The organism is Paenibacillus sp. FSL M7-0420 (assembly GCF_038002345.1).
Classification (GTDB): domain Bacteria; phylum Bacillota; class Bacilli; order Paenibacillales; family Paenibacillaceae; genus Paenibacillus_AQ.
Map to the genome: position 1 here is coordinate 4,624,768 of NZ_JBBOCJ010000001.1, position 24,820 is coordinate 4,649,587.

33 protein-coding genes are annotated in these 24,820 nt (G+C 51.6%); 8 read left to right on the forward strand and 25 right to left on the reverse strand.

What is annotated here, in order from left to right:
* Positions 1–13 precede the first annotated feature (13 nt).
* Positions 14–223 (reverse strand): hypothetical protein, encoded by a 210-nt coding sequence (locus MKX51_RS19910; protein ID WP_340993570.1) that lies wholly within the window; start codon positions 221–223, stop codon positions 14–16.
* A 182-nt stretch (positions 224–405) separates the two neighbouring features.
* On the opposite strand from MKX51_RS19910, the gene MKX51_RS19915 reads away from it, so the two are divergent.
* Positions 406–975, forward strand: a complete 570-nt coding sequence (locus MKX51_RS19915) for a thymidine kinase (RefSeq protein WP_036731981.1) — start codon at positions 406–408, stop codon at positions 973–975.
* An 83-nt stretch (positions 976–1,058) separates the two neighbouring features.
* Here the strand turns inward: MKX51_RS19915 and MKX51_RS19920 are convergent, their stop codons facing one another.
* Genes MKX51_RS19920 through MKX51_RS19930 form a run of 3 tightly spaced genes read right to left on the reverse strand, consistent with a single transcriptional unit; the run spans position 1,059 to position 2,448 of the window.
* Positions 1,059–1,637 (reverse strand): hypothetical protein, encoded by a 579-nt coding sequence (locus MKX51_RS19920; protein ID WP_340993571.1) that lies wholly within the window; start codon positions 1,635–1,637, stop codon positions 1,059–1,061.
* A gap of 16 nt (positions 1,638–1,653) precedes the next feature.
* Positions 1,654–1,914: a hypothetical protein gene (locus MKX51_RS19925; RefSeq protein ID WP_340993572.1), complete on the reverse strand. Its 261-nt coding sequence runs from the start codon at positions 1,912–1,914 to the stop codon at positions 1,654–1,656.
* Positions 1,915–1,929: 15 nt separating this feature from the next.
* Entirely contained in the window at positions 1,930–2,448 is a 519-nt protein-coding gene (locus tag MKX51_RS19930; protein WP_340939512.1) for a DinB family protein, read from the reverse strand.
* Positions 2,449–2,585: 137 nt separating this feature from the next.
* Between MKX51_RS19930 and MKX51_RS19935 the strand changes: the two genes are divergently transcribed.
* From MKX51_RS19935 to MKX51_RS19955, 5 genes are all read left to right on the forward strand, one after another.
* Positions 2,586–3,251 carry a hypothetical protein gene (locus tag MKX51_RS19935; protein ID WP_340939510.1) on the forward strand — a complete coding sequence of 222 codons (666 nt, stop codon included), beginning with the start codon at positions 2,586–2,588 and terminating at the stop codon, positions 3,249–3,251.
* Entirely contained in the window at positions 3,235–3,759 is a 525-nt protein-coding gene (locus tag MKX51_RS19940) for an accessory gene regulator ArgB-like protein (protein WP_340939509.1), read from the forward strand. Before MKX51_RS19935 ends, MKX51_RS19940 begins: the two co-directional genes overlap by 17 nt.
* Positions 3,756–3,875, forward strand: a complete 120-nt coding sequence (locus tag MKX51_RS19945) for a cyclic lactone autoinducer peptide (protein WP_340939508.1) — start codon at positions 3,756–3,758, stop codon at positions 3,873–3,875. The genes MKX51_RS19940 and MKX51_RS19945 overlap by 4 nt, the downstream gene beginning before the upstream one ends.
* 21 nt (positions 3,876–3,896) lie before the next feature.
* Entirely contained in the window at positions 3,897–4,232 is a 336-nt protein-coding gene (locus tag MKX51_RS19950) for a LytTR family DNA-binding domain-containing protein (protein WP_340939506.1), read from the forward strand.
* A 239-nt stretch (positions 4,233–4,471) separates the two neighbouring features.
* Positions 4,472–4,645, forward strand: coding sequence for a sporulation histidine kinase inhibitor Sda (locus tag MKX51_RS19955; RefSeq protein WP_083685839.1), 174 nt, complete (start codon positions 4,472–4,474; stop codon positions 4,643–4,645).
* A gap of 102 nt (positions 4,646–4,747) precedes the next feature.
* On the opposite strand, the gene MKX51_RS19960 is transcribed toward MKX51_RS19955, so the two are convergent.
* Together MKX51_RS19960 and MKX51_RS19965 are read right to left on the reverse strand one after the other, a co-directional pair.
* A complete protein-coding gene (locus tag MKX51_RS19960) occupies positions 4,748–5,056 on the reverse strand; it encodes a hypothetical protein (protein ID WP_036698353.1) in 309 nt (102 codons plus the stop codon).
* 119 nt (positions 5,057–5,175) lie between these two features.
* The gene (locus MKX51_RS19965; RefSeq protein ID WP_036731967.1) at positions 5,176–5,835 is read right to left on the reverse strand and encodes a helix-turn-helix domain-containing protein; all 660 of its coding nucleotides are present in this window, start codon (positions 5,833–5,835) and stop codon (positions 5,176–5,178) included.
* A gap of 237 nt (positions 5,836–6,072) precedes the next feature.
* On the opposite strand from MKX51_RS19965, the gene MKX51_RS19970 reads away from it, so the two are divergent.
* On the forward strand, positions 6,073–6,444 hold the full coding sequence (locus tag MKX51_RS19970) for a hypothetical protein (RefSeq protein ID WP_340993573.1): 372 nt from the start codon (positions 6,073–6,075) through the stop codon (positions 6,442–6,444).
* Positions 6,445–6,688: 244 nt separating this feature from the next.
* Entirely contained in the window at positions 6,689–7,066 is a 378-nt protein-coding gene (locus tag MKX51_RS19975) for a hypothetical protein (protein ID WP_340993574.1), read from the forward strand.
* Between the two features lie 80 nt (positions 7,067–7,146).
* Here the strand turns inward: MKX51_RS19975 and spo0A are convergent, their stop codons facing one another.
* From spo0A to spoIIIAG, 19 genes are all read right to left on the reverse strand, one after another.
* Positions 7,147–7,965, reverse strand: a complete 819-nt coding sequence (gene spo0A, locus MKX51_RS19980; RefSeq protein ID WP_340993575.1) for a sporulation transcription factor Spo0A — start codon at positions 7,963–7,965, stop codon at positions 7,147–7,149.
* Positions 7,966–8,162: 197 nt separating this feature from the next.
* Entirely contained in the window at positions 8,163–9,296 is a 1,134-nt protein-coding gene (gene spoIVB / locus MKX51_RS19985) for a SpoIVB peptidase (RefSeq protein WP_340993576.1), read from the reverse strand.
* Positions 9,297–9,410: 114 nt separating this feature from the next.
* Positions 9,411–11,138, reverse strand: coding sequence for a DNA repair protein RecN (gene recN, locus MKX51_RS19990; RefSeq protein ID WP_340993577.1), 1,728 nt, complete (start codon positions 11,136–11,138; stop codon positions 9,411–9,413).
* A 49-nt stretch (positions 11,139–11,187) separates the two neighbouring features.
* Complete coding sequence (ahrC, locus tag MKX51_RS19995) at positions 11,188–11,637, reverse strand: transcriptional regulator AhrC/ArgR (protein WP_036698370.1); 450 nt, start codon at positions 11,635–11,637, stop codon at positions 11,188–11,190.
* 26 nt (positions 11,638–11,663) lie between these two features.
* On the reverse strand, positions 11,664–12,134 hold the full coding sequence (locus MKX51_RS20000; protein WP_340993578.1) for a hypothetical protein: 471 nt from the start codon (positions 12,132–12,134) through the stop codon (positions 11,664–11,666).
* Positions 12,135–12,259: 125 nt separating this feature from the next.
* Positions 12,260–13,135, reverse strand: coding sequence for a TlyA family RNA methyltransferase (locus MKX51_RS20005; RefSeq protein WP_340993579.1), 876 nt, complete (start codon positions 13,133–13,135; stop codon positions 12,260–12,262).
* Between the two features lie 41 nt (positions 13,136–13,176).
* Positions 13,177–15,090 (reverse strand): 1-deoxy-D-xylulose-5-phosphate synthase, encoded by a 1,914-nt coding sequence (gene dxs / locus MKX51_RS20010; protein WP_340939494.1) that lies wholly within the window; start codon positions 15,088–15,090, stop codon positions 13,177–13,179.
* 95 nt (positions 15,091–15,185) lie between these two features.
* Positions 15,186–16,133, reverse strand: a complete 948-nt coding sequence (locus MKX51_RS20015; RefSeq protein WP_340993580.1) for a polyprenyl synthetase family protein — start codon at positions 16,131–16,133, stop codon at positions 15,186–15,188.
* Positions 16,120–16,377 (reverse strand): exodeoxyribonuclease VII small subunit, encoded by a 258-nt coding sequence (gene xseB, locus MKX51_RS20020; RefSeq protein ID WP_036698378.1) that lies wholly within the window; start codon positions 16,375–16,377, stop codon positions 16,120–16,122. The genes MKX51_RS20015 and xseB overlap by 14 nt, the downstream gene beginning before the upstream one ends.
* Entirely contained in the window at positions 16,361–17,734 is a 1,374-nt protein-coding gene (gene xseA, locus MKX51_RS20025) for an exodeoxyribonuclease VII large subunit (protein WP_340993581.1), read from the reverse strand. Before xseA ends, xseB begins: the two co-directional genes overlap by 17 nt.
* A 9-nt stretch (positions 17,735–17,743) precedes the next feature.
* Positions 17,744–18,601 carry a bifunctional methylenetetrahydrofolate dehydrogenase/methenyltetrahydrofolate cyclohydrolase FolD gene (gene folD, locus MKX51_RS20030; RefSeq protein WP_340939492.1) on the reverse strand — a complete coding sequence of 286 codons (858 nt, stop codon included), beginning with the start codon at positions 18,599–18,601 and terminating at the stop codon, positions 17,744–17,746.
* 108 nt (positions 18,602–18,709) lie between these two features.
* A complete protein-coding gene (gene nusB, locus MKX51_RS20035; protein WP_036698385.1) occupies positions 18,710–19,159 on the reverse strand; it encodes a transcription antitermination factor NusB in 450 nt (149 codons plus the stop codon).
* Positions 19,160–19,571: 412 nt separating this feature from the next.
* Positions 19,572–19,805: a DUF2273 domain-containing protein gene (locus MKX51_RS20040; RefSeq protein WP_036698387.1), complete on the reverse strand. Its 234-nt coding sequence runs from the start codon at positions 19,803–19,805 to the stop codon at positions 19,572–19,574.
* A 15-nt stretch (positions 19,806–19,820) separates the two neighbouring features.
* A complete protein-coding gene (gene amaP, locus MKX51_RS20045) occupies positions 19,821–20,360 on the reverse strand; it encodes an alkaline shock response membrane anchor protein AmaP (protein ID WP_340939491.1) in 540 nt (179 codons plus the stop codon).
* Positions 20,361–20,432: 72 nt separating this feature from the next.
* Positions 20,433–20,849, reverse strand: coding sequence for an Asp23/Gls24 family envelope stress response protein (locus tag MKX51_RS20050; protein WP_036698392.1), 417 nt, complete (start codon positions 20,847–20,849; stop codon positions 20,433–20,435).
* A gap of 119 nt (positions 20,850–20,968) precedes the next feature.
* Positions 20,969–22,312: an acetyl-CoA carboxylase biotin carboxylase subunit gene (gene accC / locus MKX51_RS20055; RefSeq protein ID WP_340993582.1), complete on the reverse strand. Its 1,344-nt coding sequence runs from the start codon at positions 22,310–22,312 to the stop codon at positions 20,969–20,971.
* Between the two features lie 56 nt (positions 22,313–22,368).
* Entirely contained in the window at positions 22,369–22,878 is a 510-nt protein-coding gene (gene accB, locus MKX51_RS20060; RefSeq protein WP_340939489.1) for an acetyl-CoA carboxylase biotin carboxyl carrier protein, read from the reverse strand.
* Positions 22,879–23,155: 277 nt separating this feature from the next.
* A complete protein-coding gene (locus MKX51_RS20065; RefSeq protein WP_340993583.1) occupies positions 23,156–24,067 on the reverse strand; it encodes a SpoIIIAH-like family protein in 912 nt (303 codons plus the stop codon).
* Positions 24,068–24,174: 107 nt separating this feature from the next.
* Complete coding sequence (gene spoIIIAG, locus MKX51_RS20070; RefSeq protein WP_340939486.1) at positions 24,175–24,813, reverse strand: stage III sporulation protein AG; 639 nt, start codon at positions 24,811–24,813, stop codon at positions 24,175–24,177.
* Positions 24,814–24,820 lie beyond the last annotated feature (7 nt).

Consider the following 24,820-nt stretch of genomic DNA (forward strand, 5'->3'; position numbering starts at 1 on the left):
ATACCCCATTTGCTTATTCGTAGAGCGCATCCCGCAGGCGGGTAGACATGGCAGAGCCTTGTCCCGACTTCAAAATGACCCGGCGCAGCGCCTTGTTGCTGCGGTTCAGCTCGGTGAGCTCGGCTAGCATGTCTTCCAGTAAATTCTCCGTATCGGGGATGAGCTCCCCCTTCTCCTTCAGCGCATTGATCTGTTCCTTATATTGCTCCAATTTCTCTGTCACCTGACTAACTTCCCTTCTGTTCACTATATTACCCTGCTGAAGACACAATTGCGTTCATTATAGCACATCCCGGGCGGAAGCAATGTTTGCACTGGCTACTCCGGCCCCGAGTATGATACTCTAGTAAGGTCGATTTTTTGGTCGTGTAGCAGATTAGCTGAACAGTGAAAGGATAGATGGACGTGGCACAATTATTTTTCAGGTATGGAGCTATGAACAGCGGCAAATCCATTGAGATTCTCAAGGTTGCACATAATTATGAAGAGCAGGGCAAGTCGGTGCTTCTCTTCACACCTTCCATTGATAACCGGGATGAAGTGGGATATATCTCCTCCCGGATCGGACTGCGCAAGCAGGCCATTCCGATCGACGAGCAGACCGATATCTACAGCATAGTCAGCAGCAGTCTGCCGAAGCCGCACTGTGTACTGATCGACGAGTGCCAGTTCCTGAGCAAGGACTGCATCCTGCAGCTGGTGCGTATTGTGGATGAGCTGGACATTCCGGTGATGGCCTTCGGCCTCAAAAATGATTTCCAGAACAATCTGTTCGAAGGCAGCAAATACATGCTGATCTACGCCGACAAGATTGAAGAAATGAAGACCATCTGCTGGTTCTGCGCACGGAAAGCCACCATGGCGCTGCGGGTCGAGAACGGCAAGCCGGTATACAGCGGCAAACAGATCCAGATCGGCGGCAATGAAGCCTATTATCCGGTCTGCCGTAAATGCCACAAGAATCCCCCATTGTAAAATACCCAGCCTGGGAATTGCAAAACGCATTTCGGCCCTAAGAAAGGCTGAAATGCGTTTTTTCAGTAACCTCTATCTTCAGATCAGTACAGAATCTCAATCTGTCTATATTCCTTCACAGGTTCAGTGCTTATGAATACATCCGGTTCCGTATGGCCGGTCACAAGCGCATTCAGCGTGTTCAGCTCATAATACCATTCTCCCGTATCCTGATAGAGATGTCTGCCGTTATAAGAGATTCTGCCAGATTCATTGGGACCCAGGCCAAAGGCCCGCTCGCTCAAAGGATTATACCGCTGGTCATACCGTACCGGCTTGCCGCAAGCCATGGAGTAGTGATAACTAAACAGGTATTCCCGTTCAATCTTATCCACTTTGACGCAGCCTATAGTCCAAGACTCAGCCCCGAGGTCCAGGATGACGCTCTTGTTTTGAACAACCTCGAACCCTGTCTTGTTCTGCACAATCACTAAATGATGGAAGGGAAGACCATAAGACAAATCGTAACTGAACAAGGTATCCGGCAGAGAAAAGTTAGCCCTGTAATTGTTGCGCGCAGTTGAAAAAGGAGCGCCCCTCACTTCCTTCTCCCATCTGATGGTCGTAAATTGTAAGAGCAATCTCTCTTCGTTCCGGCGGCCTTTATGCCAGGTCTTGTACATTTCCTCCCACCTTTATTCAAGACTTGTGAATCGCTCCCAGCGCCCGGTGCTCTGCCTCCTTGCGGACGAACAGGTCATACTGAACGTTAACCTTACCGCCGAATTTAGCCCGCTGGGTTGTCGCCTTCATTCCGCCGTTCATCCGGGAACGGTGCGGGATGCCCGCTACTGCAAGGCGGCTTTTGACCTGAAGATATTGTCCTTGATCGAATGTAGTGTACACTAATGTGCGCTCCCTCGGGACGAAGAAATGCCAGATGCTTCTTAGTAAGCCCACATGTGTCACCTCCCTCTAGTTCAGATAACGTTCATGAAGAACCCGTAGATGATGCAGCTCATGTCCGATGATTAGACAAAGCTGAGCTCGCACAGACATGGCAGTCCCGCCAAAGTTACCTGTACGGGCATAGGTGTCCTCAGCAAGACTGTCTGCCAGCGCCAAGGTGGACTCCCGGACGCTCCGGTAGTGTGCAATCATCTCTTGCAGGGTGAAGCGGTCGAACGCCCCGGCAGCCGCATAATCATTCTCCTCATAGCCCGGCAGCGGCGCCTGCTCCCCTCTCGCAAAACACAGCAAGCGGTAAGACATAATACGGTCATTATCCGTCAGATGCCCTAGCATTTCCTTGATACTCCACTTCCCGGGGGCATAGCGGTAGGCCCCTTGCTCCTCTGTCAGCCCGCCAAGCAAAGTCAGCACCTGCTGAGTCTGCTCTCTTAGAATGACGCGAAGTTCTCCTTCCGGCGGCACCAGTGAAATATATCTGGACTGAAATTCGGTATACTCTCCTTGCGCAGGACGCTGAATCATGGTAAAAACCCCTCTCCAAACCAATTTTTAAGAAATATTTGCCGGATTGTGTCAAAAGCTGTTGTTGTATCTTAGCCTATTATGTATAATATCACCAGGATTACAGATTAGTTAATCTATTTCCCGGGAGTGTAAGCATGCTGGATTTTGTGCTTTATATGGTATTTTCTATTTTAGAAACATCTGCAATGTTTTATTTGGCTTTCAAGGTTTTTAAGATTGATGTATATCCTGTAGAAATGATATTTGCTTCTACATTAATGGCATTTGTCTCGTTTGTTCTCCGTAATGATTATGAAATGGTGCTAACAGATGTATTCTTTCAATATTTGTTGACCTTCTGCTTTATCTGGCTTTTATTTCGAATTCATATTTTTTACGCTGTTTCTATGACAGGACTGACATACCTTGCCTATATGTTCATTCAATCCTCATGCTATCTCTTTATGAAATTAATAGGACTGTATCAAGTTGGATTACCTTATACGTCAATAGCTGTATACGTCCTTCAATTTATTTCTGCTACCGCAGCTATAACTATTGGAACTTATATCGGCAAGAAGAAAAAAGGATTTGACTTTGTGCCTGACAAACAAAATGTCAAAGTTAAAATTGAACAACGTGAAATTAAAATTTTAATTCTAAGTGCACCCTCCTTAATCTTTGTTATATTATTGGTGATCCTAACAGAAAAATATTCGCAATATTTCTTCCTTATGCCCATGATTTATGCTGTTTTGCTCTATGCTTACCTATATCTTTCATATAAAAAGGATCGAACGCACAATGAATTTATTAGCTAATCGAATTGCAGTCACAATCAAAAATGCTAATCCCGAGGAAACTCATTCCATAGAAATCATGCAATATGCGCTTGGCATTATCTTAAATACGTTGTTAATCATAGTAAGTACAGCAGTTATAGGCCTTATTGCCGGCCGTTTAACAGAATGTTTAACCTTTCTGTTAAGCTTCTGTTTCCTTCGCCTCGCCTCTGGCGGGTTTCATTTAAAAACAGCTATGGCTTGTAATATTGTCACTACTTTATTAAGTACCCTGCTCCCTTCTTTAATCGCATTTTCAGAATTCGGCCTTTGGATTGCTAACTCAGCCAGTTTACTCATCATGATTTTATTCGCTCCAAACCCTGACAAAAACGCAAGAATCCCCGCTTCAATTTATCCTATTTTGAAGTTGGTTTCTATAGTAATGGTCTCCTCTAATTTCTTACTTCAATCAACTGTGCTAGGATTGGCATTTTTAGTCCAGTCATTAACAGTAATTCCCTGGACAAGGAGGCAAACACATTGAGAAAAACTATCGCAAGACAGCTTTCATCCGCTCTTGCCGGATCAGCTCGTTTTTTTGTTTCAATCATGAAACCAGCGATTCACAGCCCGGAAGCACCAAAAGAATTACGCAAGTAATTACACAAGGATGGGGAGTACATGCGTGTCTTACAAAACGACGGCTCATCCCGCAGTATCAAGGATGAGGAGATATTGTATTTCTCTAATTACAAGAATACAATATTCGTCCATACGAAAGAAGGCGAATTTGTTCTCCCTACCACCCTTTCCGATTTGTATGCAGCTTACGGAGAAATGGGCTTTGAACGTCTTGACCGCAGTAATGTAGTCAACATTGGCAATATTGACGGTTATGATCAGGAACGGAAGATTGTTCTGTTCAATCAAGGGGAACAATTTGCAACGGTATCTGAATCCAAGGAACCACGTATCCGCAGATTTCTGGCTTCGCATAAGAACGAACCACAGTCATAGAATGTAAAGAGAGCAGCGATTCCCTTTTCAAAGGGGGGCGCTGCTTTTTTTGTAGTCATGACAGGCTAAGAAAAACAAATTCAATCATTATCACATATTATCCAACTTATGTAAAGATAAATTCAGAGGGCGAATGACAGCAGACGGATTATATTCCAGATGGTACCATTTACATAGAAGCATTTCATTAATATCTTAATTATCTTGTCCACTACTCTCAACCATGATGGAGGAATACAATGGATACTTACTTTCATCCTTCTCCGCGCCCCTCATCACTTGAGCTATTGTCTGACGAACAATTAATGAACATCTACGAATTGGCGCTGGAAGCCAAGGCTTCACCGGATTTTATCCAGATTATCAGGAATGTACTCACCACGCGGAATCTTTCAGGTACCCAACATCATTAGAATGCGAAGCTCTCCACCCATATGGTATACCTCCACAGATGCCAAAAAACCATCCTCCACAAATGTGTGGGGATGGTTTTTTGTGTGTAAACAAACTTTTGTCTACTCGATAATTTCAGTCTTGAACACATTCTCCAGCTTCCCGCCAAGCCGCTTCTTGAGGGGAACCTTGATATCGCGTCCCAACTCCTTGAAGAAGGTCTCGGCATCACATTTGACGTTCTGGGCCATAGCAATGACGGTTCCATCGGCAACGATATTCTGGTTCACTTCAAGCGGCACATCTACTTCAATATCGTATTTTTTAGTTAGTGTCTTGATGTATCTTGCAAAAATCTCCAACAGCTCTTCGTTGTTGAAATTCTCGATGGCCGCTTTCCCTTTGCTGGTGAACTTCATATTGATTCTCATGATTCTTATCCCCTTTTCTGTCTAACCATTTGTAGTTTGTTTATGGATCAAGATGAATAGATGGCTGCAAATAAGGGCAACATTATTCATTTTGCAATCACGCTAAGCCGGGCCCTTCTTTACTTGTACACGCCCTTGATCTGTTGTACTTTGAACTGGGTGAATTCCTTCAAGGCCTGAATCACCTGGTCCTGTTCCTCTTCCTTCAGCTCAAAGATGCCTTCACGCAGCCATTCTCCGAATAAGTATGCCTGACGCCCTTGGCGCGGCTGCCTGCGGAGACTGTCCAGACTTCCCTCGAATATATCGTTCAGAACATCGGTCAGGTTGTACTTCTCGATCTTCTCTATAACCATTCCTGCCCCATATTCCGTCTCATAAACGATGACCTCGTCAGAATCAAAGGAAACATATGACGTTTCTTTGTCTTCCTTCGCCCGGAATTCCTTCAGCTTGTTGAACGCCGTCTCGTAAATGTAGTCCTGGGACTGATTATGCTTAGGCAGCTTGTAGCCCTGCTTCAGCGTCTTGATGTACTCAATATCAGGCATATAGTCGGCCAAATGATACATCCGGTTCTTGAGATCCCCTCCGAGTGCTTCAATGATCTTATCCAGGTTATCCTTAAGCGGGATACTCTCTCCCCGTTCAATCTTGCTGAGCTGTGAATAACTGATGCCGCTCTTCTCTTCCAGCCCCCTGAGCGTTAACCCGCGGGCCTTCCTGAAGTGCCGGATGAAATTCCCCAGCTCATCGGGGTAATTATCGAAATCGTTCATAAGAGCCACCTCTACCTATATCATAACACAAGACAACAATTTGTGTTTCATAATAACAATTGTTTGTGTAAATTCTTTGGATCAGAAGCGTAAAACCCTCCATATCCCCTTAATATATGGGGTTAATTCCCATAAATGAGAGGCGATCCATTCCGTTTTCCTTATTCTCTCAAATACACCCCAATCTTATCCGATATACTCTAATGTAAACTTAATACCACAACTGGAGGAATGTTCATGTCTTACACAATGGAAGTCAATATTGCAAAAAACCAGGTGATCGTCAGAGCCTACGGCCTGACTGAGAGTGACGTACCCGCCTACATAGCAGATTTTGAGAACGCTCTGAAGCAGCTGAAGCCTGGCTTTACCGGAGTAACTGATGTGACAGGTTCCCCAACCGTGCTCTCTCCTGAAGTAGCCGCAATGCTCGCTCCCACCGGTGACAGCGCGATAGAAGCAGGGGTAGGCGGCTGGGTATACGTTGCAGACTCCCCGGTCTGGAAAATGCAAATGAAAAGACTGTTCGGCAAATTTGCCGTACATTATCCTACATATCAGGAAGCCGATGCTTACCTGAGCAGTCTGGGCAACCAGTCCGTTAACTGAGCAGGAGGAGGGATTCCAACATCCTGAGGATCGACATATTCAGGTATGCCTGCACATGTCAAAACCGTTCCTTACCGGAACGGTTTTGTGTGTTGTTTGCGGATTCACCACGTATAATAACCCAAGTGTTTTTTATTATTCAGCAAGATCTTCGTCAATGCTGCAACACACAATATAATATAGATTGCCAGGAAAACCGGCATAGAAAGGAACCCCCTCTAAAAAATGTTACTGGCTACGGTACTTGTTGCATCATTTGGAGAAATTCTGGTGTTTAGAGCAAGTTAGTGGTCGGTTTGTTGCTTGTTTTTCCATTACATTTGGTTCAAGTGCCTCTGCCCCGCTTAATGTAATCGTTTTTTCGATTACATTTGGGCTGCATGCCCACGTAGCGCCGAATGTAATCGGTTTTTCGATTACATTTGGGCTGCATGCCCACGTAGCGCCGAATGTAATCGGTTTTTCGATTACATTTGAGCCGCATGCCCACGTAGCGCCGAATGTGATCGGTTTTTCGATTACATTTGAGTCGCATGCCCACGTAGCGCCGAATGTGATCGGTTTTTCGATTACATTCTCATTGTGTTCGGCTTTTCGTGTACATCCGACCTGTCTTCAGTGAAACAAAATACCACTTGCTATTGGGGAATACAATTTCCCATTAGCAAGTGGTATTTATTTTTTATCCAGCCCCTAACCCCTTCAACCCACCTTATGCTCAATCCGCAGCTTGTCGGCTACCATGGCAATAAATTCTGAGTTAGTTGGCTTGGATTTGGAGATATTAATGGTATAGCCGAACAGGTGGGAGATGCTGTCGATATTGCCACGGGTCCAGGCGACTTCAATCGCATGGCGGATGGCGCGTTCTACGCGGGAAGGCGTGGTCTTGAACTTCTCGGCTATAGCCGGATACAGCGTCTTGGTGATGGCACCAAGGATCTCAATGTTGTTATAGACCATGGTGATGGCTTCACGCAGGTACTGATAGCCTTTGATATGCGCAGGGACGCCGATTTCATGAATAATTGAGGTAATATTCGCATCCAGGTTCTTGCCCTTGGACAGCGGAACCACATTACTGGAAGATCTGGAAGAAGAATAGCCGGACATGCTTCCGGAAGTGCTCATACTGCCCTGCGTGCCGACCAGCTGGCGCACACGGTTCGCCAGAACCTCCATGTCAAACGGTTTCAGAATATAATAAGAGGCGCCAAGCTGAACGGCTCTCTGCGTAATATTCTCCTGGCCAAAAGCGGTCAGCATAATGATCTTGGGCTGCGGGTTCAGATCCATATCACGCAGGCGTTCCAGCACGCCGAGGCCGTCCAGATGCGGCATAATGATATCAAGGATAAGGACATCGGGGACCTTGCGTGCTCCGCTGAGCATCTGTAGTACCTCTTCCCCATTATAGGCAATGCCTGTCACGGTCATATCTTCTTGTTCAGTAATGTACTCGGCGAGCAAATTCGTGAACTCCCTGTTATCATCGGCCAACAACACTTCAATATTCTGCACTGGCTACTTCCTCCTTATATATCTGCTATTCAGAAAATAATGATCATCTTCTCTCCCTATAACTTTCGACATCAGGTTTTAATATCCTTCTGTCGAAAATTATTTTTCTTTATTTTTTTTCGGTGTTGATTTATAATTAAATATTTTGTTTCATGTTTCGAGGATAATCGCTGCCCTTCGACAAAAAAATCTTAAGGCTAAACCGCCTTAAGATTGTATTGAGGCTCCTGATCCTGTTGAACCACACCGGAGTCCCTAAGCATCCACTCAATGAAGCAGCCATACCCTGACTTGGGATCATTGACGAACACATGGGTCACTGCACCGATTAGACGGCCGTTCTGGACAATCGGGCTGCCGCTCATTCCCTGGACAATCCCTCCGGTCTTATCGAGCAGACGCGGATCGGTGATGCGCAGCACCATCCCCTTAGTAGCAGGGGTCTGCTGACGGGCCACATGGATGATCTCTACGTTGAAGCGTTCGACCTGTTGACCATCGACAACGGTAAGAATTTGCGCCGGTCCTTCCTTCACTTCAGTGCTCATGGCCACCGGAATCGGCTCCTGATATAGGCTGTGCTCAGGATTACGGGTCATTTTACCGAATATTCCGAAATCCGTGTTGCTCTCCACATTCCCGAGAACCTGGCTTTCCTTCAGAAAATGGGCCCGTTTCTCCCCAGGATCGCCATCCTGGCTCTTGGAGATTGAAGTCACGCTGGACTGCACGATATGGCCGCTGCCAACCACAATCGGCGTACCTGTGTTCATGTCGGTGATGACATGCCCAAGAGCCCCGTACACACCCTGCTTCGGGGCGTAGAAAGTGAGGGTCCCTACACCTGCTGCAGAATCACGGATGTAGAGCCCGAGCCGCCACACCTTGTCTGTGCGGTCATACGCGGGCTTTAGCTGAGCTGTGTGCTCTTTACCGCCGCGTTTGTAAACGATGCTTAAGGAATCATTACTCCGGCCGGCTTGCTCGACCAGCCTTGCTACCTTCGATACCTCGTCCAGCTTCACCCCGTTGATGGAGATCATCAGATCGCCGGGCAGGATGCCGCTGTTCTCGCCTGGTGAAATCTTGGACTGCTCCGACACTTCAATCAGATGATGACCTACAACCAGCACGCCTGCCGACTTCACCTTCACGCCAATCGTCTGACCTCCGGGGATGACCTTAAGTTCATTCTCGGTTCCCTGTACCGCCCTAAGCGGCCGATGTTCAAGCGGTGCTGCGTGGATCTGTGAGGGTCCCGTTATGCCTGATAAACTGAGAAAGAAGGCAAATAAAAGGCCGGGCATTAACTTCCTGAGGTTAGGCTTCAATGGCTGTCACACTCCCTTTTGCTTCTTTCGCTTGACGAAAAAGGTGGTCGCCAATTGCGTACCTATAAGATAACCTTGCCCCCAGGCTTTTATTACTGTCAATCATTGTCCCGCTTAGCTTGCAGCTGCCTTGCTGGCCTCGGCCAGACCCAGCATCTCCTGCGCGTGATGCAATGTTTTTTCGGTAATTTCCACACCGCCCAGCATCCGGGCCAGCTCCATTACGCGGCCTTCGGCCGAGAGGGAGTCCACCTCAGTCATCGTGCGTCCGTCTTCGACTTTTTTGGCAATCAGGTATTGATGATCCGCCATACAGGCCACCTGCGGCAGGTGGGTAATGGAGAACACCTGGCAGGTGGAGGACAGCTTATACAGCTTGTCCGCGATGGACTGGGCCGCCCGTCCGCTGACCCCGGTATCCACCTCATCGAAGATAAGGACAGGAATCGCATCATGCCGCGCAAAAATACTCTTCATCGCCAGCATGATCCGCGACAGCTCTCCGCCGGAGGCAATCTTGCCCAGCGGACGCAGCGGCTCGCCGGGATTCGGGGAGATCATGAATTCAGCACTGTCGATCCCCTGCCGGGTCAGACGGTACCGCCGTCCCTGATACTCCATGCCGCGCGGATCTTCGAGCGTCTCCATCTTCACCTGAAGGGAGGTCCGCTCCATCTGCAGGTCCTTCAGCTCCCCTTCGACCTGTGAAGCAAGCTCCGTCGCACACTGCCGCCGCGCTCCGCTCAGCGCTTCGGCTGACTCCATTAAGATATGAAGCAGGCCATCGCGTTTGGCCGTTAATTTCTCAATATATTCGTCCTTATTCTCCAGCAGATCCGTCTCCCGCTCAATCTGCTGATAATACTCCAGAATCTGCTCCACGCTATCCCCGTATTTGCGCTGCAGTCCGGTGATCAGATCCAGCCGGTTCTCAATATCCTCCAGCCGTGCCGGATTGAACTCGATCTCTTCACGGTAGTCGCGCAGCTGAAACGCCGCATCCTCCAGCTGGTAATAAGCCGACTGCAATTGCTCGAAGACGGCCCGCAGACCCTTCTCGTCATACCGCACCGCATCTTCCAGCCTGGAGATTACATTGCCAATGGACTCCAGTCCTTGCCTGTCATACAGCAGCTCGTATGCGCCGGATACTGAATCCATCATTTTCTCACTGTGGGATAGTTTTACCCGTTCTTCGGCAAGTAATTCATCTTCTCCCGGTTTTAGTCCCGCAGCAGAAATTTCCTCCAGCTGAAAACGGTACAAATCCAGCATCTGATACGCCTTTTGGCTGGATTCCTGAAGTTCCCTGAGTTCTTTTTCCACTTTGGCGAAGGCTGTATATTTCTCCTGATAATCCGCTTTGAGCGGTCCGATCACCGCTTCCCCATAGGTATCCAGCAGCCCCAGGTGACGTTCAGCCTTCAGCAGGTTCTGATGCTCATGCTGTCCATGAATATTGACCAGCTGCTCCCCGATTTCGCGCAGCATGCTCAGATTAACCATTTGGCCGTTCACGCGCGAGGTGCTTTTGCCCTGGGAGGTAATCTCCCGGCGGATCACCAGATGCTCCTCACGCTGCGCACTGATGCCCAGCCGCTCCAGCGTATCCCAGACCGGATGGCTTCCCGGCAAGCTGAAAAGCGCTTCCATTTCGGCCTTCTCGCACCCGTACCGGATGGAGTCAGCGGAACCGCGTCCCCCGGCAATGAGTGCGAGTGCATCGATAATAATTGATTTCCCGGCACCGGTCTCCCCTGTAAGGACATGGAACCCCGGATAAAAATGCACATCCACCGCCTCAACCACGGCCAGATTGCGTATAGACAATGTCTCTAACACGAATACAGCACCTCCGACATGATGATTGCCTGTCTGCCCGTAAGCAGAACTACGATATATAACCCATAATTTGTGAAATAACGTCCTTGCTGTCCTCCGGCTGGCGGCAGATTATCAGAATGGTGTCGTCTCCTGAGATCGTACCCATAATTTGCGGCCAGTCGATATTATCGATCAGCGCAGCCACGGAATTGGCCGTTCCCGGCAGACATTTCATCACCACAAGATTCGCGGAATAGTCGATTTGCACAAAATTGTCCACCAGCACCCGCTTCAGCTTCTGGGTCGGGTTATAACGCTGGTCGGTGGGCAGGGAATACTTGTAACGCCCGTCATCCATCGGAACCTTGATCAGCAGCAGTTCTTTGATATCGCGGGATACGGTAGCCTGTGTTACTTGAAAACCCGATTCACGCAGTGCCTCTACGAGATCATCCTGGGTTTCGATTTCCTTTTGCGAGATAATTTCTCTAATCTTGATATGCCTGTGTCCCTTCATTGTTGCCTCCCGTATTTATATAGTGCTTAACTGGATTCTCCGTCGTCCTTGCCGAAATTAATTACATGAATGTTGGAATTCACCGTATCCACATAGAGTACCCCGCTGCAATCCGGGTAGATCAGCAGATAGGGGAGGATGTGGTCCCGGAGTCCGCTGCCGGTGAATTCAAGCTCCTTGCGGGGGCGGGACAGGATGACCAGATAGTAATGCTCCTCATTCCTGCTGGCTACGTAATCAATGAACAGCCTGCTGTACATCGGTGCCCCATTCACCTGAAAAGACAGCGGAATCTTCAGCTTGCCGCCGATGACCTCGTACCCCGCATCCTCCAGCAGAGCGATGGACGGATGGGACTGAATGACTTTGTTGAGCGGCACCCGGTCCTTCATGAAGGAACCCGGGGACCCCTGCAGCCAAATATAGATTCTATAAACGATAAAGACTGCCGCCGCCAGTCCCATAAGTGCCACTACAGCCTTGTCCGAGCTCGCCACTCCAATCACCTCGGTGAATCTATTCGCGTGCGGGCGGGTAAAATCCTGCTTCGGACTGACAATCTGCCGCTAATTTCCGGTTCGGGGAGACCAAATAAATTCTTATATTAGGCAGCAAAAGAAACTCATCGCTTCGATGAGTTTCCATGGCCCGCAGCGCTGAAGGTTGCATTCGCTTCCTTAATGACCGAGTCGGCAAGCGCGGCGAAATTATTCGGCTGTGCTTCAGCCGCTGAAGGCAGCCCCGCAGCTTCTGCAGGCAGCAGCTTCCAGTGTGCCAGAAATTCAATATTACCTTCCCCGCCGGTAATGGGGGAATACGTCAGTCCTGCAAGCGTGTAGCCCAGCTCGGCTGCCATGGACAGTACGTTCACCAGCACCTCCCGGTGGACAGCAGGTTCGCGGACGACTCCAGACTTGCCCACCTTCTCGCGTCCAGCCTCGAACTGCGGCTTAATCAGCGCAGCGATATCAGCAGGACGGCTAACCAGCGCCATAAGCGGCGGCAGGATGATTTTCAGTGAAATGAAGGAGACATCAATACTCGCAAAGTCTGGTACCGGTCCTTTCAAATCAGGCGGGGTCATGTAACGGAAGTTGGTCTGCTCCATTACGGTTACCCGGTCATCATTACGTAGGCTCCAGTCGAGCTGGTTATGTCCCACATCGATAGCGTACACATGGGCCGCGCCGTTCTGAAGTGCACAATCGGTGAAGCCTCCTGTAGAGGAGCCGATATCCAGCATGTTGCGGCCGGTCAGCTCGATGCCGAACTGCCGCAAGGCCTTCTCCAGCTTCAAGCCGCCGCGGCTGACATAGGGGTGCAGTGCTCCCTTGACTCTGAGGGCAGAGCTGCGGAGCACCTTCATCCCCGGCTTTTCAATCCGTTCTTCGTTCGCAAGCACAAGCCCCGCCATAATGGCAGCCTTGGCCTTCTCCCGGCTGTCGTAGAAGCCTTGCTCCACCAACAGCACATCAATTCGTTCCTTAGGGTGTTCCATGTTCATCTCCCGATCACTTCGGTCCGCCTTCCGCCTCTGTCTTACGAGGTGGAAGTTGACTTATAGGTATAAGTGCTAAGCCCCTTCATGGACTTAATGCGTGCGCACACGGCTTCAACGGTAAGGCCGGTTTCCTGGCGTTGCTCCTTAATCGACCCATGCTCGACGAAAATATCCGGCACTCCCATCAGGTGGACATGCGCATCATATATTTCATGCTCTGCAAAGAACTCCAGCACCGCACTGCCAAGGCTGCCGGCCTGGCTCGCTTCTTCCAGCACCACCATCCCTGTTCCGGCATGTGCCAGATCAAGCAGCATGGTGTTATCCAGCGGCTTCAGGAAGCGCGCATTCACCACACCGACCTGAATCCCTTCACGCTTCAGCACTTCAGCCGCCTCTTCAGCAACCTGAACCATCGGGCCGCAGGCAAGCACGGCATAATCCTCACCAGGACGCAGACGTTCCCAGGTGCCGATAGGCAGACTGTGCAGCTCTGCATCCAGAGCCACACCGGTGCCGTTAATCCGCGGATAACGGTAAGCAATCGGTCCTTCATTATAGTCCAGCGCCGTCTTCATCATGTGGCGCAGCTCATTCTCATCCTTCGGCATCATAAGCACCATGTTCGGGATATGACGCATAAAAGCGATATCGTACACGCCCTGATGGGTCTCCCCGTCCGCGCCGACAAAGCCCGCACGGTCGATGGCGAACATAACATTGGCATTGTGGCGGCAAATATCATGGACAATCTGATCATAAGCACGCTGCATGAAGGTGGAATAAACTGCATACACCGGCTTCATTCCTTCCATCGCCAGCGCCGCACACAGGGTGGCCGCATGCTGCTCAGCAATCCCGACGTCAATCATCCGGTCCGGGAATTCCTTGGCGAACGGGAAGAGCCCCGAGCCGCCCGGCATCGCCGGTGTGACGGCAATCAGTCTTTGATCCTGCCGTCCGAGCTCAATCAGCGTTTCCCCGAAAACTTCGGTATACATCGGGAGGCTGACTGCCTCCACGGCCTTAAGGGACTGGCTTGATTCAATTTTGTAGGGTGAGATTGCATGTGATTTATAGAAGTCAGTTTCAGCCGGTTTGTAGCCCTTGCCCTTCGTCGTCAGCACATGAACCAGCACAGGCCCTGATACATTATCTGCCTGATGGAAGGTGTCGATCATCTTCTCCAGATCATGACCGTCCACGGGTCCCAGATAGGTAAATCCGAGTTCTTCAAACAGAACACCGGGTACCAGCATGTTCTTCAGACCATCCTTCACATTCTGCGCAGTCTTCGCCAGACGGCCGCCGATGGCCGGAATTTTCTTCAACAGACCTTCGACCTCATCCTTAGCCCGCAGGTAATGGCGGTCCGAACGGATCTTGCTTAAATAGTTATGCATGGCTCCTACATTCGGCGCGATCGACATCTCATTATCATTCAGAATCACCATGAGCTTGCGGCGCTCATGGCCGATATGGTTCAGCGCTTCGAAGGCCATACCGCCGGTAAGGGCGCCGTCTCCGATCACCGCGATTACCTTATTGTCTTCCCCCTTGAGGTCACGGGCCATCGCCATGCCCATTGCCGCTGAGAGAGAGGTGCTGCTGTGTCCGGCTTCCCAGACATCATGCTCGCTCTCCGAACGCTTCACGAAGCCGCATAGTCCGCCCTGCTTGCGAAGTGTATCAAACCGATCTTGGCGGCCTGTCAGTATCTTGTGCACATAGGCCTGATGACCGACATCATATATCATCTTATCCCGGGGACTGTCATAACAGTAATGCAGGGCCAGCGTGAGCTCCACTACCCCGAGGTTAGATCCGAGATGCCCCCCTGTTACAGACAGCTTCTCGATCAGAAACTGACGAATTTCCTCCGCAAGTGCAGCCAATTCTCCGACTGAGTAAGACTTGAGTTGCTGAGGATCGTTTATTTGTGGAAGCAGCACGAGTATTCCCCGCTTTCCTAGATGTTGTAAAATATAAACCCCATTATAACACAAACGAAACGGCTGTCGAAACACAGCCGTTTGCGAAACTTCATTTAGTGGTCGCGTGACATCAAATATTCGGCAATTTCCAGCAGCCGGGACGGGTCGTTGAACCCGCCTTCCAGAATCGCATCTTGCGCTGCTGCGGTCAATTCCTTGACCTCTGCGCGCGAAGCCTCCAGGCCGATGAAATACGGATAGGTTACTTTTTGCTGCTTGATATCACTGCCGGTTTTTTTGCCCAGCTTGCTCTCATCGCCGATGAGGTCCAGAATATCATCCTGAATCTGGAAGGCCAGGCCAATCTGTGTGCCGAACCGGCGCAGAGCTTCCAGCTGTCCCTCATCCGCACCGGCGATTCTGCCGCCAGCAAGCAAGGAGAAGATCACCAGATCGCCAGTCTTGTGCAGATGAATGTACTGAAGCTGCTGCAGGTCGGTCATTCCCTGTTCACCTTCCATATCGGCCACTTGGCCTCCGACCATCCCGCGCGGACCGGCCATCTCGGCCAGATCCTCCACGATGGACAGCACACGCTCTGCCGGAACCCCATGCTTACGGGAGGCTTGTACCACACTGTAGAACGCATGAGTCAGCAGCGAATCCCCGGCCAGAATGGCCATGGCTTCCCCGAAGACCTTATGATTCGTCAGCTTGCCGCGCCGGTAGTCATCATTATCCATCGCCGGCAGATCGTCATGGATCAGGGAATAGGTATGGACCATTTCAATCGCGGCTGCCACTGGCAGCGCGGCTTCACGGCTGCCGCCCAGCGCTTCGCAGGCGGCGGTGACCAGCAGCGGCCGCAGGCGTTTGCCTCCGGCCTGCAGCGAGTATTCCATCGACTCCCTGAGCACCTGGGGAACGTCCCACTGCTCCGGTACGGTCCTGCTCAGAGCTGCGGCAACCCAGCGGCTGACATCTGCTATATACTGCTCCAGCGGTTCGCGGCCCTGCGCCGCTGCCGAACCCCCCGATGGCTCAAGCTCAGAATGACTCATCGCTATCGCCTTCCAGCCGGCTGCCGAACGGCTTCTTGCGCAGTTCGCCATCCTCCACGGTGATCATCTCAATCTTGCGCTCCACCTGCTCCAGCTTGCTGCCGCATAGCTGCGAGAGCTTCATTCCCTGCTGGAATAAATCAATCGCCTTCTCCAGGGGAACGTCACCGTGTTCAAGCTCACGCACGATACCCTCCAGGCGCTCCATAGCTCCCTCAAAATCCAGTTCAGCTTCCTTCGCCATTCGCTGTGCCATCCTCCTTCATTCCCCATACGTGGCAGTTTAGTTGTCCGTCATTAAGCTTTATGTTGACCACATCGCCAAGCTCTACTTCCTTCAGCGATTTGATTAAATGCTGCTCCTTCTCGTCATACACGAGGCTGTAGCCACGTGACATGACCTTAAGCGGGCTGAGCGCATCCAGATGGCGCAGCTCTGCCCCAAACCGCGCGCGCTTATCGGCAAGGCGCGCCTGCATGGCCGCCGTCAGCTCACGGGTGAGGCCATCCGTGCGCCGGCGGGCAGCGCTGACGCTGCTAAGCGGATGGAAGCGCTGCAGGCTCTGGTGCAGCAGCGCGCTGCGCCCCTGCGCGCGGCTGTGCCTTGCCTCTGCTGCGCGGAGCAGGGCCGCGCGCAGCATATCCAGCCGCTGCGCGTGCTGGGCCAGCTGCCGGCGGGGGCCGGCCAGCGCCAGCGAGCGCTGCAGTGCAGCGAGGCGTTCGCCGCCGCGCTGCGAGCGGCGCAGCAGCCCTTGGCGCAGCCGCTGCCGGACCATGCGCAGCTGCCCGGCCAGCTCGGCTGCGCTCGGCACAGCGAGCTCCGCCGCTGCCGTAGGGGTGGCCGCCCGGAGATCGGCGGCGAAATCGGCGATCGTGAAGTCGGTCTCGTGGCCCACGGCCGAGATGACCGGAATCCCGGAGGCCGCAATCGCCCGGGCGACGGCCTCTTCATTGAAGGCCCACAGCTCCTCCAGGGAGCCGCCGCCGCGCCCGACAATCAGCACATCGGCCTCTCCCATGGCATTCAGGTTCTGTATGGCCTGTACAATGGACGGTCCAGCCCCCTTACCCTGCACTAGTACAGGGTGGAGTACAATCGCAACCTGCGGGTAGCGCCGCTGCAGGGTGATGATGATATCCCTCACAGCTGCTCCTGTCGGTGAGGTCACAACCCCGATGCAGCGCGGGAATTGCGGCAGCGGACGCTTGCGCTCCGCTGCGAACAGGCCTTCCTTTTCCAGCTTGCTCTTCAGCTGCTCGTAAGCCAGATACAGGCTGCCGATTCCGTCAGGCTGCATATGTGTCGCATAGAACTGGTATTGCCCGTCCCGTTCATATACAGTCACATTTCCCCTGGCTATTACCTTCGTGCCTTCCTTGGGCACGAACGGCAGCCGCGAGTTATGCGAAGCGAACATGATGGCTTTGATCCGGCTGCTCTCATCCTTCAGCGTGAAGTACATATGCCCGCTACCGTGATGGGTGAAATTCGAGATTTCACCGCGAATCCATACGTCGGACAGCAGCGCATCCGAATCCAGCTTCATACGGATATATTTGTTAAGCTCCTTGATGGAGTAGATCTGCCGCTCTGCCGCCATAAGTCCGGCCTACTTCAGGCCGCGGCGGCGTTTGGCGGCGATCAGTGTGTTGCTCATCAGCATGGTGATCGTCATCGGTCCTACGCCGCCCGGCACAGGCGTGATATGCCCAGCGACTTCCCGGGCACTCTCATAATCGACATCCCCGGCAAGCTTGCCGGTATCCAGACGGTTCATCCCGACATCAATCACAACCGCGCCCGGCTTCACGAACGAGGCGTCGATGAAGTTGGCCCGTCCAATCGCTACCACCAGGATATCGGCCTGACGGCTAAGCTCAGCCATATTCGCTGTGCGCGAGTGGCACATGGTTACAGTGGCATTCTCACGCTGTAACAGCAGAGATACAGGCTTGCCGACAATATTACTGCGGCCGATCACGACAGCATGCTTGCCGGAGATCTCCGTACCGGTCCGCTTAATCAGTTCAATGACCCCGGCAGGCGTGCAGGGAAGCAGACTGTCATCCCCGATGACGAGATTCCCTACATTGACCGGGTGGAAGCCGTCCACATCCTTCTCTACAGAGATGGCGTCAATCACAGCCTTCTCTTCAATATGCTTCGGAAGCGGCAGCTGAACGAGGATGCCGTCAATATCGCTGCGGCCGTTCAGGTCCGCCACCAGTGCCAGCAGCTCCTGCTGGGTGGTAGCGGCATCCAGCCGGTGCACCTCGGAATGGAAGCCCAGTTCAATACAGGACTTCTCCTTGTTACGCACATAGACCTGGGAAGCCGGATCTTCACCGACCAGAACGACAGCCAGACCCGGCTTTACGCCGCGCTCCGCTAAGTCTGCAACCTCCCGGGCAATCCCGATCCGAATGTCGTCCGATACCTGTTTACCGCTGATAATCGCTGCTGTCATGTAAGTCTCTCCCCTATTGTCTATTGAAGGCTTATTAGCCTGTTACTGCCGCCTGCTGCTGAATCTGAATCGAATCTGAATCGAATTTAAATGGAAGCTGAAGCTGAACTACAGCTCAGCTCTAAGCGTGTCCACATCCTGAATCATTTTACCGAGGACACCATTCACGAATTTACCGGAATCTTCTGTGCCGAAATGCTTGGCCAGATCAATCGCCTCATTGACGGACACCTTGGCCGGCACATCGCTGGCGAAGATCATCTCGAAGGTAGCCAGACGCAGAATCTGACGGTCTACACGTGACAAGCGGCTCATCTGCCAGCCCTTAAGATAATGCTCCAGCATATCGTCAATCGCCATTTTGTGCTCCCACACGCCGTTGACATGCGTAACAACATAAGCCTTCAGTTCAATCTCATCGGTAATAACGCGCTCGGTTTCATTCTCATCTGCCGCTTCTTCAATCAGCATGTCAACCGCTTCGGTAACCTCTACATCGTTCATTTCCATCTGGTACAGGCTTTGTACAATAATTTCTCTCGCTAAACGTCTCTTCATGTGTTCCTCCTACGAACTAGCCTCTTGTTTTGGTGTTACAGATTTCAACAATTACAACCGGACCAGCTTCTATCCTACATTTCCTCACATAAACGTCCGCATAGGCCGATTTAAGAGCATTTATACCCTTAATTTCCTCAAAAAACCCACTCCGAGCCGATTCAGGTGTATTTATACCCTTAACTTTCTCAAAAAGCCCACTACGGGCCGATTCAGGTGTATTTATACCCTTAATTTTCTCAAAAAGCCCACTCCGAGCCGATTTAGGTGCATTTATACCCTTAACTTTCTCAAAAAGCACACTCCGGGCATTTATACTGCCTTTTCAGCAAAAAACCGCGCAGCCTTTCTTCCGCAGGTCAGCAACTCAAAGTAACGGGTTCCAGGCTTCCGGGAGAAAGACTATCGCGGTTCATTTGAAGGGACGCCAGCGTCCGGACAGCCGCTCTGCGATCTCCTGCCATTGAAACAGGGGACCCTGCGCGGTATCCTTTCGTTTGCCGAACGTATATCCGATGAACACTACCAGTGCAAAGAACAGCATATCCCAAAAACCGCTAATCAGATAAATCAATCCGAGAAAGACACCGAAGGCAACTCCGGTAATTCTACCCCCGTGACTTTCCCATACTTCTCTCCAGGACATCAGGGAAACTCACCTCTATTCCACTCGACTTTTGAAGCTTGGTGCCTGTGTGAGGTTAGCAATGTATACAGACACATCTGCAACCGGAATTCCGGTTGTCTCCTGTACGAAATCATGCACCTGACGCTGTACATCCGTTGTAAGCAGCGGCAGTGAATGCTCGCCGTCGACGACCGCCCGGATCATAATCTCAAGACCCGCCTGTGAGACACGGATGCGCGATTTCAGGTCGCGGATGCCCTTCACTTTGCCCGCAGCCTTCAGACTCAGGTTCTCAATGGTCTCCATTGAGATCTGAATATCCCCGTACTCTGTACGCTGATCCACAGACGGCAGGGAAGCGCGGTCGCGGCGCAGGGAGATGTAGAAGAAGCGGATGCTCAGCAGGAACAGAATGACCGCCACCGAGATCGCAGTGATATAGACCGCCGGTCCGTCCGAAATCTCATACTTGTCCGGAATGACACCGCTTAAGAGGAGGATGGCAGTTACAGATAGTATTCCAATGCTTAAGCTGTACAGGAACAGCAGAAGCCTGTCCAGAATTTTGGCCACGAGTCTCACAACCTCCTTAAATTAAGGTAAACCCTCGACGCACTGTCGGGGGTTTATGGAAGAACTGAACCCTTACTTCACGCGGATAACCGCATCCGTGTCCTCGCTCTTGTCAATGCTTGTATTGCTTTTGAACTGCACATCATGAATATGCACGTTCACTTCCACAACGGTCAGACCGGTCATGGTTTCGATGGAGCGCTTAACATTGCGCTGAATTTCAGCAGCCACTTCCGGAAGACGGTAGCCGTATTCGATAATTACGGACACATCCACCGCAGCCTCGCGCTGGCCAACCTCAACCTTAACCCCTTTGGACAGGTTCTTGCGTCCGAGAAGCTCCACGATTCCGCCGGCGAAACCGCCGCTCATTCCGGCCACACCTTTCACCTCAACGGTTGCCAAACCGGCGATAACCTCGATCACCTCTGGAGCGATCTGGATTTCACCGATTTCCGTACGTTCAAATTCTGTCGGCAATGTACTCATTTGGACTTCACACCTTTCCAGCAAAAAAAGTTGTAGGGGCACTTCAAGCGGGCAGTACACCTCTTATTAAACATACTATATCATTTGACGAACTTTATGACAAACCATGAGAAGCCGTCCTAAACTTCATACTCCTCAAGGAACTTGATATCGAAGTTCCCGTCCAAAAACACCGGATGCTCCAGCAGTCTCTGGTGGAATGAAATGGTGGTATGTATGCCTTCCACCGCAAATTCAGCCAGTGCACGCTTCATTTTGGCGACTGCCTCTTCCCGGGTCGGTGCCCAGACGATCAGCTTGGCAATCATGGAGTCATAAAAAGGTGAAATGGTATAGCCGGGGTACGCCGCGCTGTCCACCCGTACGCCGAGTCCGCCCGGAGGCAGATAGAAGCCGATTTTGCCGGGAGAAGGCATGAAATTACGTTCAGGGTCCTCCGCATTGATCCGGCATTCGATCGACCACCCGTTGATCACAATATCCTCTTGGGTGAAGGAGAGCGTATTGCCTTCCGCCACAGAGATCATTTCCTTGATCAGATCCACCCCGGTAACCATCTCTGTCACGGGATGCTCCACCTGGATACGGGTATTCATCTCCATGAAATAGAACTGGCCGTCAGGTCCAAGCAGGAATTCCAGCGTGCCCGCCCCCGAGTAATTAACCGCGAGCGCGGCCCGCACAGCGGCTTGGCCCATCGCTTCACGGGTCTCCGGTGTCAGGATGGAGCAAGGCGCTTCCTCCACCAGCTTCTGGCGGCGGCGCTGCACAGAGCAGTCACGTTCACCCAGATGGACTACGTTGCCGTGATTGTCGGCGATGATCTGAATCTCCACATGCTTCATGCCGGTCAGGAATTTCTCCAGATAGACCCCGGCATTGCCGAAGGCCTTCTGCGCCTCCTGCTGGGCAGCGGTAATCTGCTTCACCAGCGATTCCTCGTCCTCGGCGATGCGGATGCCCTTGCCTCCGCCGCCTGCTGTAGCCTTGACGATGATCGGATACCCGATATCCCGGCCCAGCATCACCGCTTCTTCTATGTCGCCGACAAGCCCGTCGGAGCCCGGAATAATCGGAACCCCCGCCTGCTTCATCGTCTCCTTGGCTACTGCCTTGTCGCCCATCCGCGTAATTGCATCCGGCGACGGGCCGATGAAGGTAATGTTACAGGATTCACAGATCTCGGCGAAATCCGCGTTCTCGGCCAGGAAGCCGTAGCCGGGGTGAATAGCATCGCATTCCGTCAGCGTGGCAACGCTCATAATATTAGTAAAGTTCAAATAGCTGTCCTTGGCGGGCATCGGTCCGATACAGTAAGCCTCATCTGCAAGACGGACATGCAGGGAATCGCGGTCCGGCTCCGAATAGACAGCCACTGTGGCAATACCCAGCTCGCGGCAGGCCCGGATAATGCGGACCGCAATCTCGCCGCGGTTGGCAATCAACACTTTTTGAATGTTCATGCGTTTCCTCCCAAAGTTTAGCGAAGCTTGCAAGCTCCTCCTCATTCTCGCGGCAATTATTCCGCTCTCACCAGAAACAGCGGCTGGCCATATTCCACCAGTTGGCCGTTCTCAACCAGGACAGAGACAATCTCGCCCTTCACTTCGGCTTCCAGCTCATTCATCAGCTTCATTGCTTCAATGATGCAGACCGTGGATTTCTCATTTACCCGGTCCCCGACATTGACAAAGGAAGGTGTCTCCGGTGAAGCGGCACTATAGAAGGTCCCGACCATCGGCGAGACGATTTTATGTAATGCGCCTTCAGCGGAGGGTGCGGGCTGCTGCGCCGCAGCAGGAACTTCACTAACAGCCGGAGGGGCAATGATCTGCGGACTTTGCGGCTGCGGGGCTGGCGTAAAGGGGTAGGTATAAGGAGCCGCCTGAATTACTGTTCCTTCAGCTTCAGAGCGATCCGGTTTACGGATAGCCAGCTTCATACCTTCGCTTTCAATCTCCAGCTCGTGCACGGAGGAAGTCTGGTCCAGCAATTGAATCAATTCCTTAATCTCGCTTAACTTGAACATTGGGTAGTTCACTCCTTCAGCTTTCTCTCGAAGCCATTTTGGGACGCTGGCTGAGCAGGGTACGATATCCGTTCTGACAAGCATACCTGTAAGGCTGGGCTGCTCTGTTATTCTCTTGAATCGCTACCTGGTGTAACCGCTGCCTGCGTAATCTTCTTTTTGTATGCATCGATAACTTTATGTATTATATCACAAACGCTAGAAATGGAAAGAGCCTGGGACGCGCCCGGGCTCTTTCGGCATTTTATTCTATTTTCCCTGATTATATTCAGCTGGCTTACTGCTCCGAGACGTATTGGACCTTAATCTTATCCTGGGTAACGCTCAGTTCCTTCATTACAAAATCCACGATGCCGACCGCCTGCTTCACATCCAGCTTATCGCTGAGCACTACGATCGTATAGGCGTCACCGGCTTCTTCTTTCACAATGGCCTCGCCGTATTTTTGTTGAAGCTTTTCTTCAATCCCGGTGATTTTGGATTCCTTCTCTTCCAGCTTGCTCAGTTGCTCCTGGGCTGCTGCATTCTCGGCCGGTGTCTTATCCATATCGTTAATCAGCGCCAGCAGATCATTATGATCCTTCAGGTTCTTCTGCTCGCGTTCGTACAGGTAGTTCGTGAACAGGCTGCTGGCCGATACGCTCTGCGAAGCCACCTCATCCAGAATAGCCTCGTCGTCCTTCGCCGGAGTCTTGTCTACAGCGGCTGACGTATCCTTGCTGTCTTTGCTGTCCTTAGTGTCCTTGTTCTCCTTGCTGTCCTTGCTGCCAGCCGTATCCTTGCCGTTATCAGCCGTAGTAGTGGCCGCTTTGTCCGTTGCTGCAGTTGTATCCTTAGCAGTGTTACTGCTGTCTGCAACCACACTGCTGTCATCTATCACAGCCGGAGTCGTAATGTCCTCAGTTGCCACTGTCGATGCTGCTTCATCCTTGGATGTCTTGCTGCTGTCATCCACGGTTCCTACTGCAATCCCTTTGTCCGTGCTGACCTCTTTGATGACAAGTCCGCTGTCCAGCGTAGTGGAGGTTCCGCCGCCCGTCCCGTCTTTGATAGTGTCCACCTGGATGCTGCCTGCGGTTTCTTTGGGGATGGGAGCCCCCGTATCTTCCGTGAACAGATAATATGCAGAGAGCACTACCATCAAACTGAGCATAGAAACCAGCCAAATCGTTTGTCTTTTGCCCTTCATTGTTTATACCTCCTATAATTTTGTTGCCAGCCCTCTTGTCGTGTGTGTCATGTGTATCGTACAAGCCTCTTCTGTTAAAGCATATGCCGGGGTTGCCGGAGACATGCCTATTCCTGCTTGCGCGGGACAACAGAAATCCGGTAGACCGGTACGTTAAGCCCTTTTTCAACCGCCTGCTCAATCAGACTGCGCACGACCTTATTCTCTGCCCCTTTGGCAACCACCAGCACTCCCCGTACCTGAGGCTTCACCCGCTTGGTGATGATCGGAGCCTCGTTCCCTGACTGGCTGTAAGTGACGATCTGGCCGTCCCTGGTGTACTGGGTGGTATGGCGTTTACCGCCGCTGGCATCCGTTTCTTCACTTTGCTGCTGCGAGTCGTTCATATTGCGCTGCACGATAATCTCTTCTGTGGAATCTACGGTGACCATGATATCCACAGTACCGACCCCCACGATTTTCTCCAGAATCTCCTTCGTGCGGTTCTCCATCGCCAGTTCGATACTGTCAAAAGAATTCGCGTTTCCGGTCTCCGGCTGCAAAACCGTCTGTGAGGTCCCGCTGTCCGGCGGTTCACGCCCTGTGTTCTCGTTGTCCAGCTTCTTCACATTCACGAAGGAGTTGAACAGCATGATCGCAACGCCCAGCAGGCCGATTATGATCAGCCAGCGGAAGGTGTGGCTGCGCTTCGGGCTGCCGCTGCCGCCTCCGGCCCACTGCTCCAGCTTTTTCAGCCAATTGCCCATTGATTTC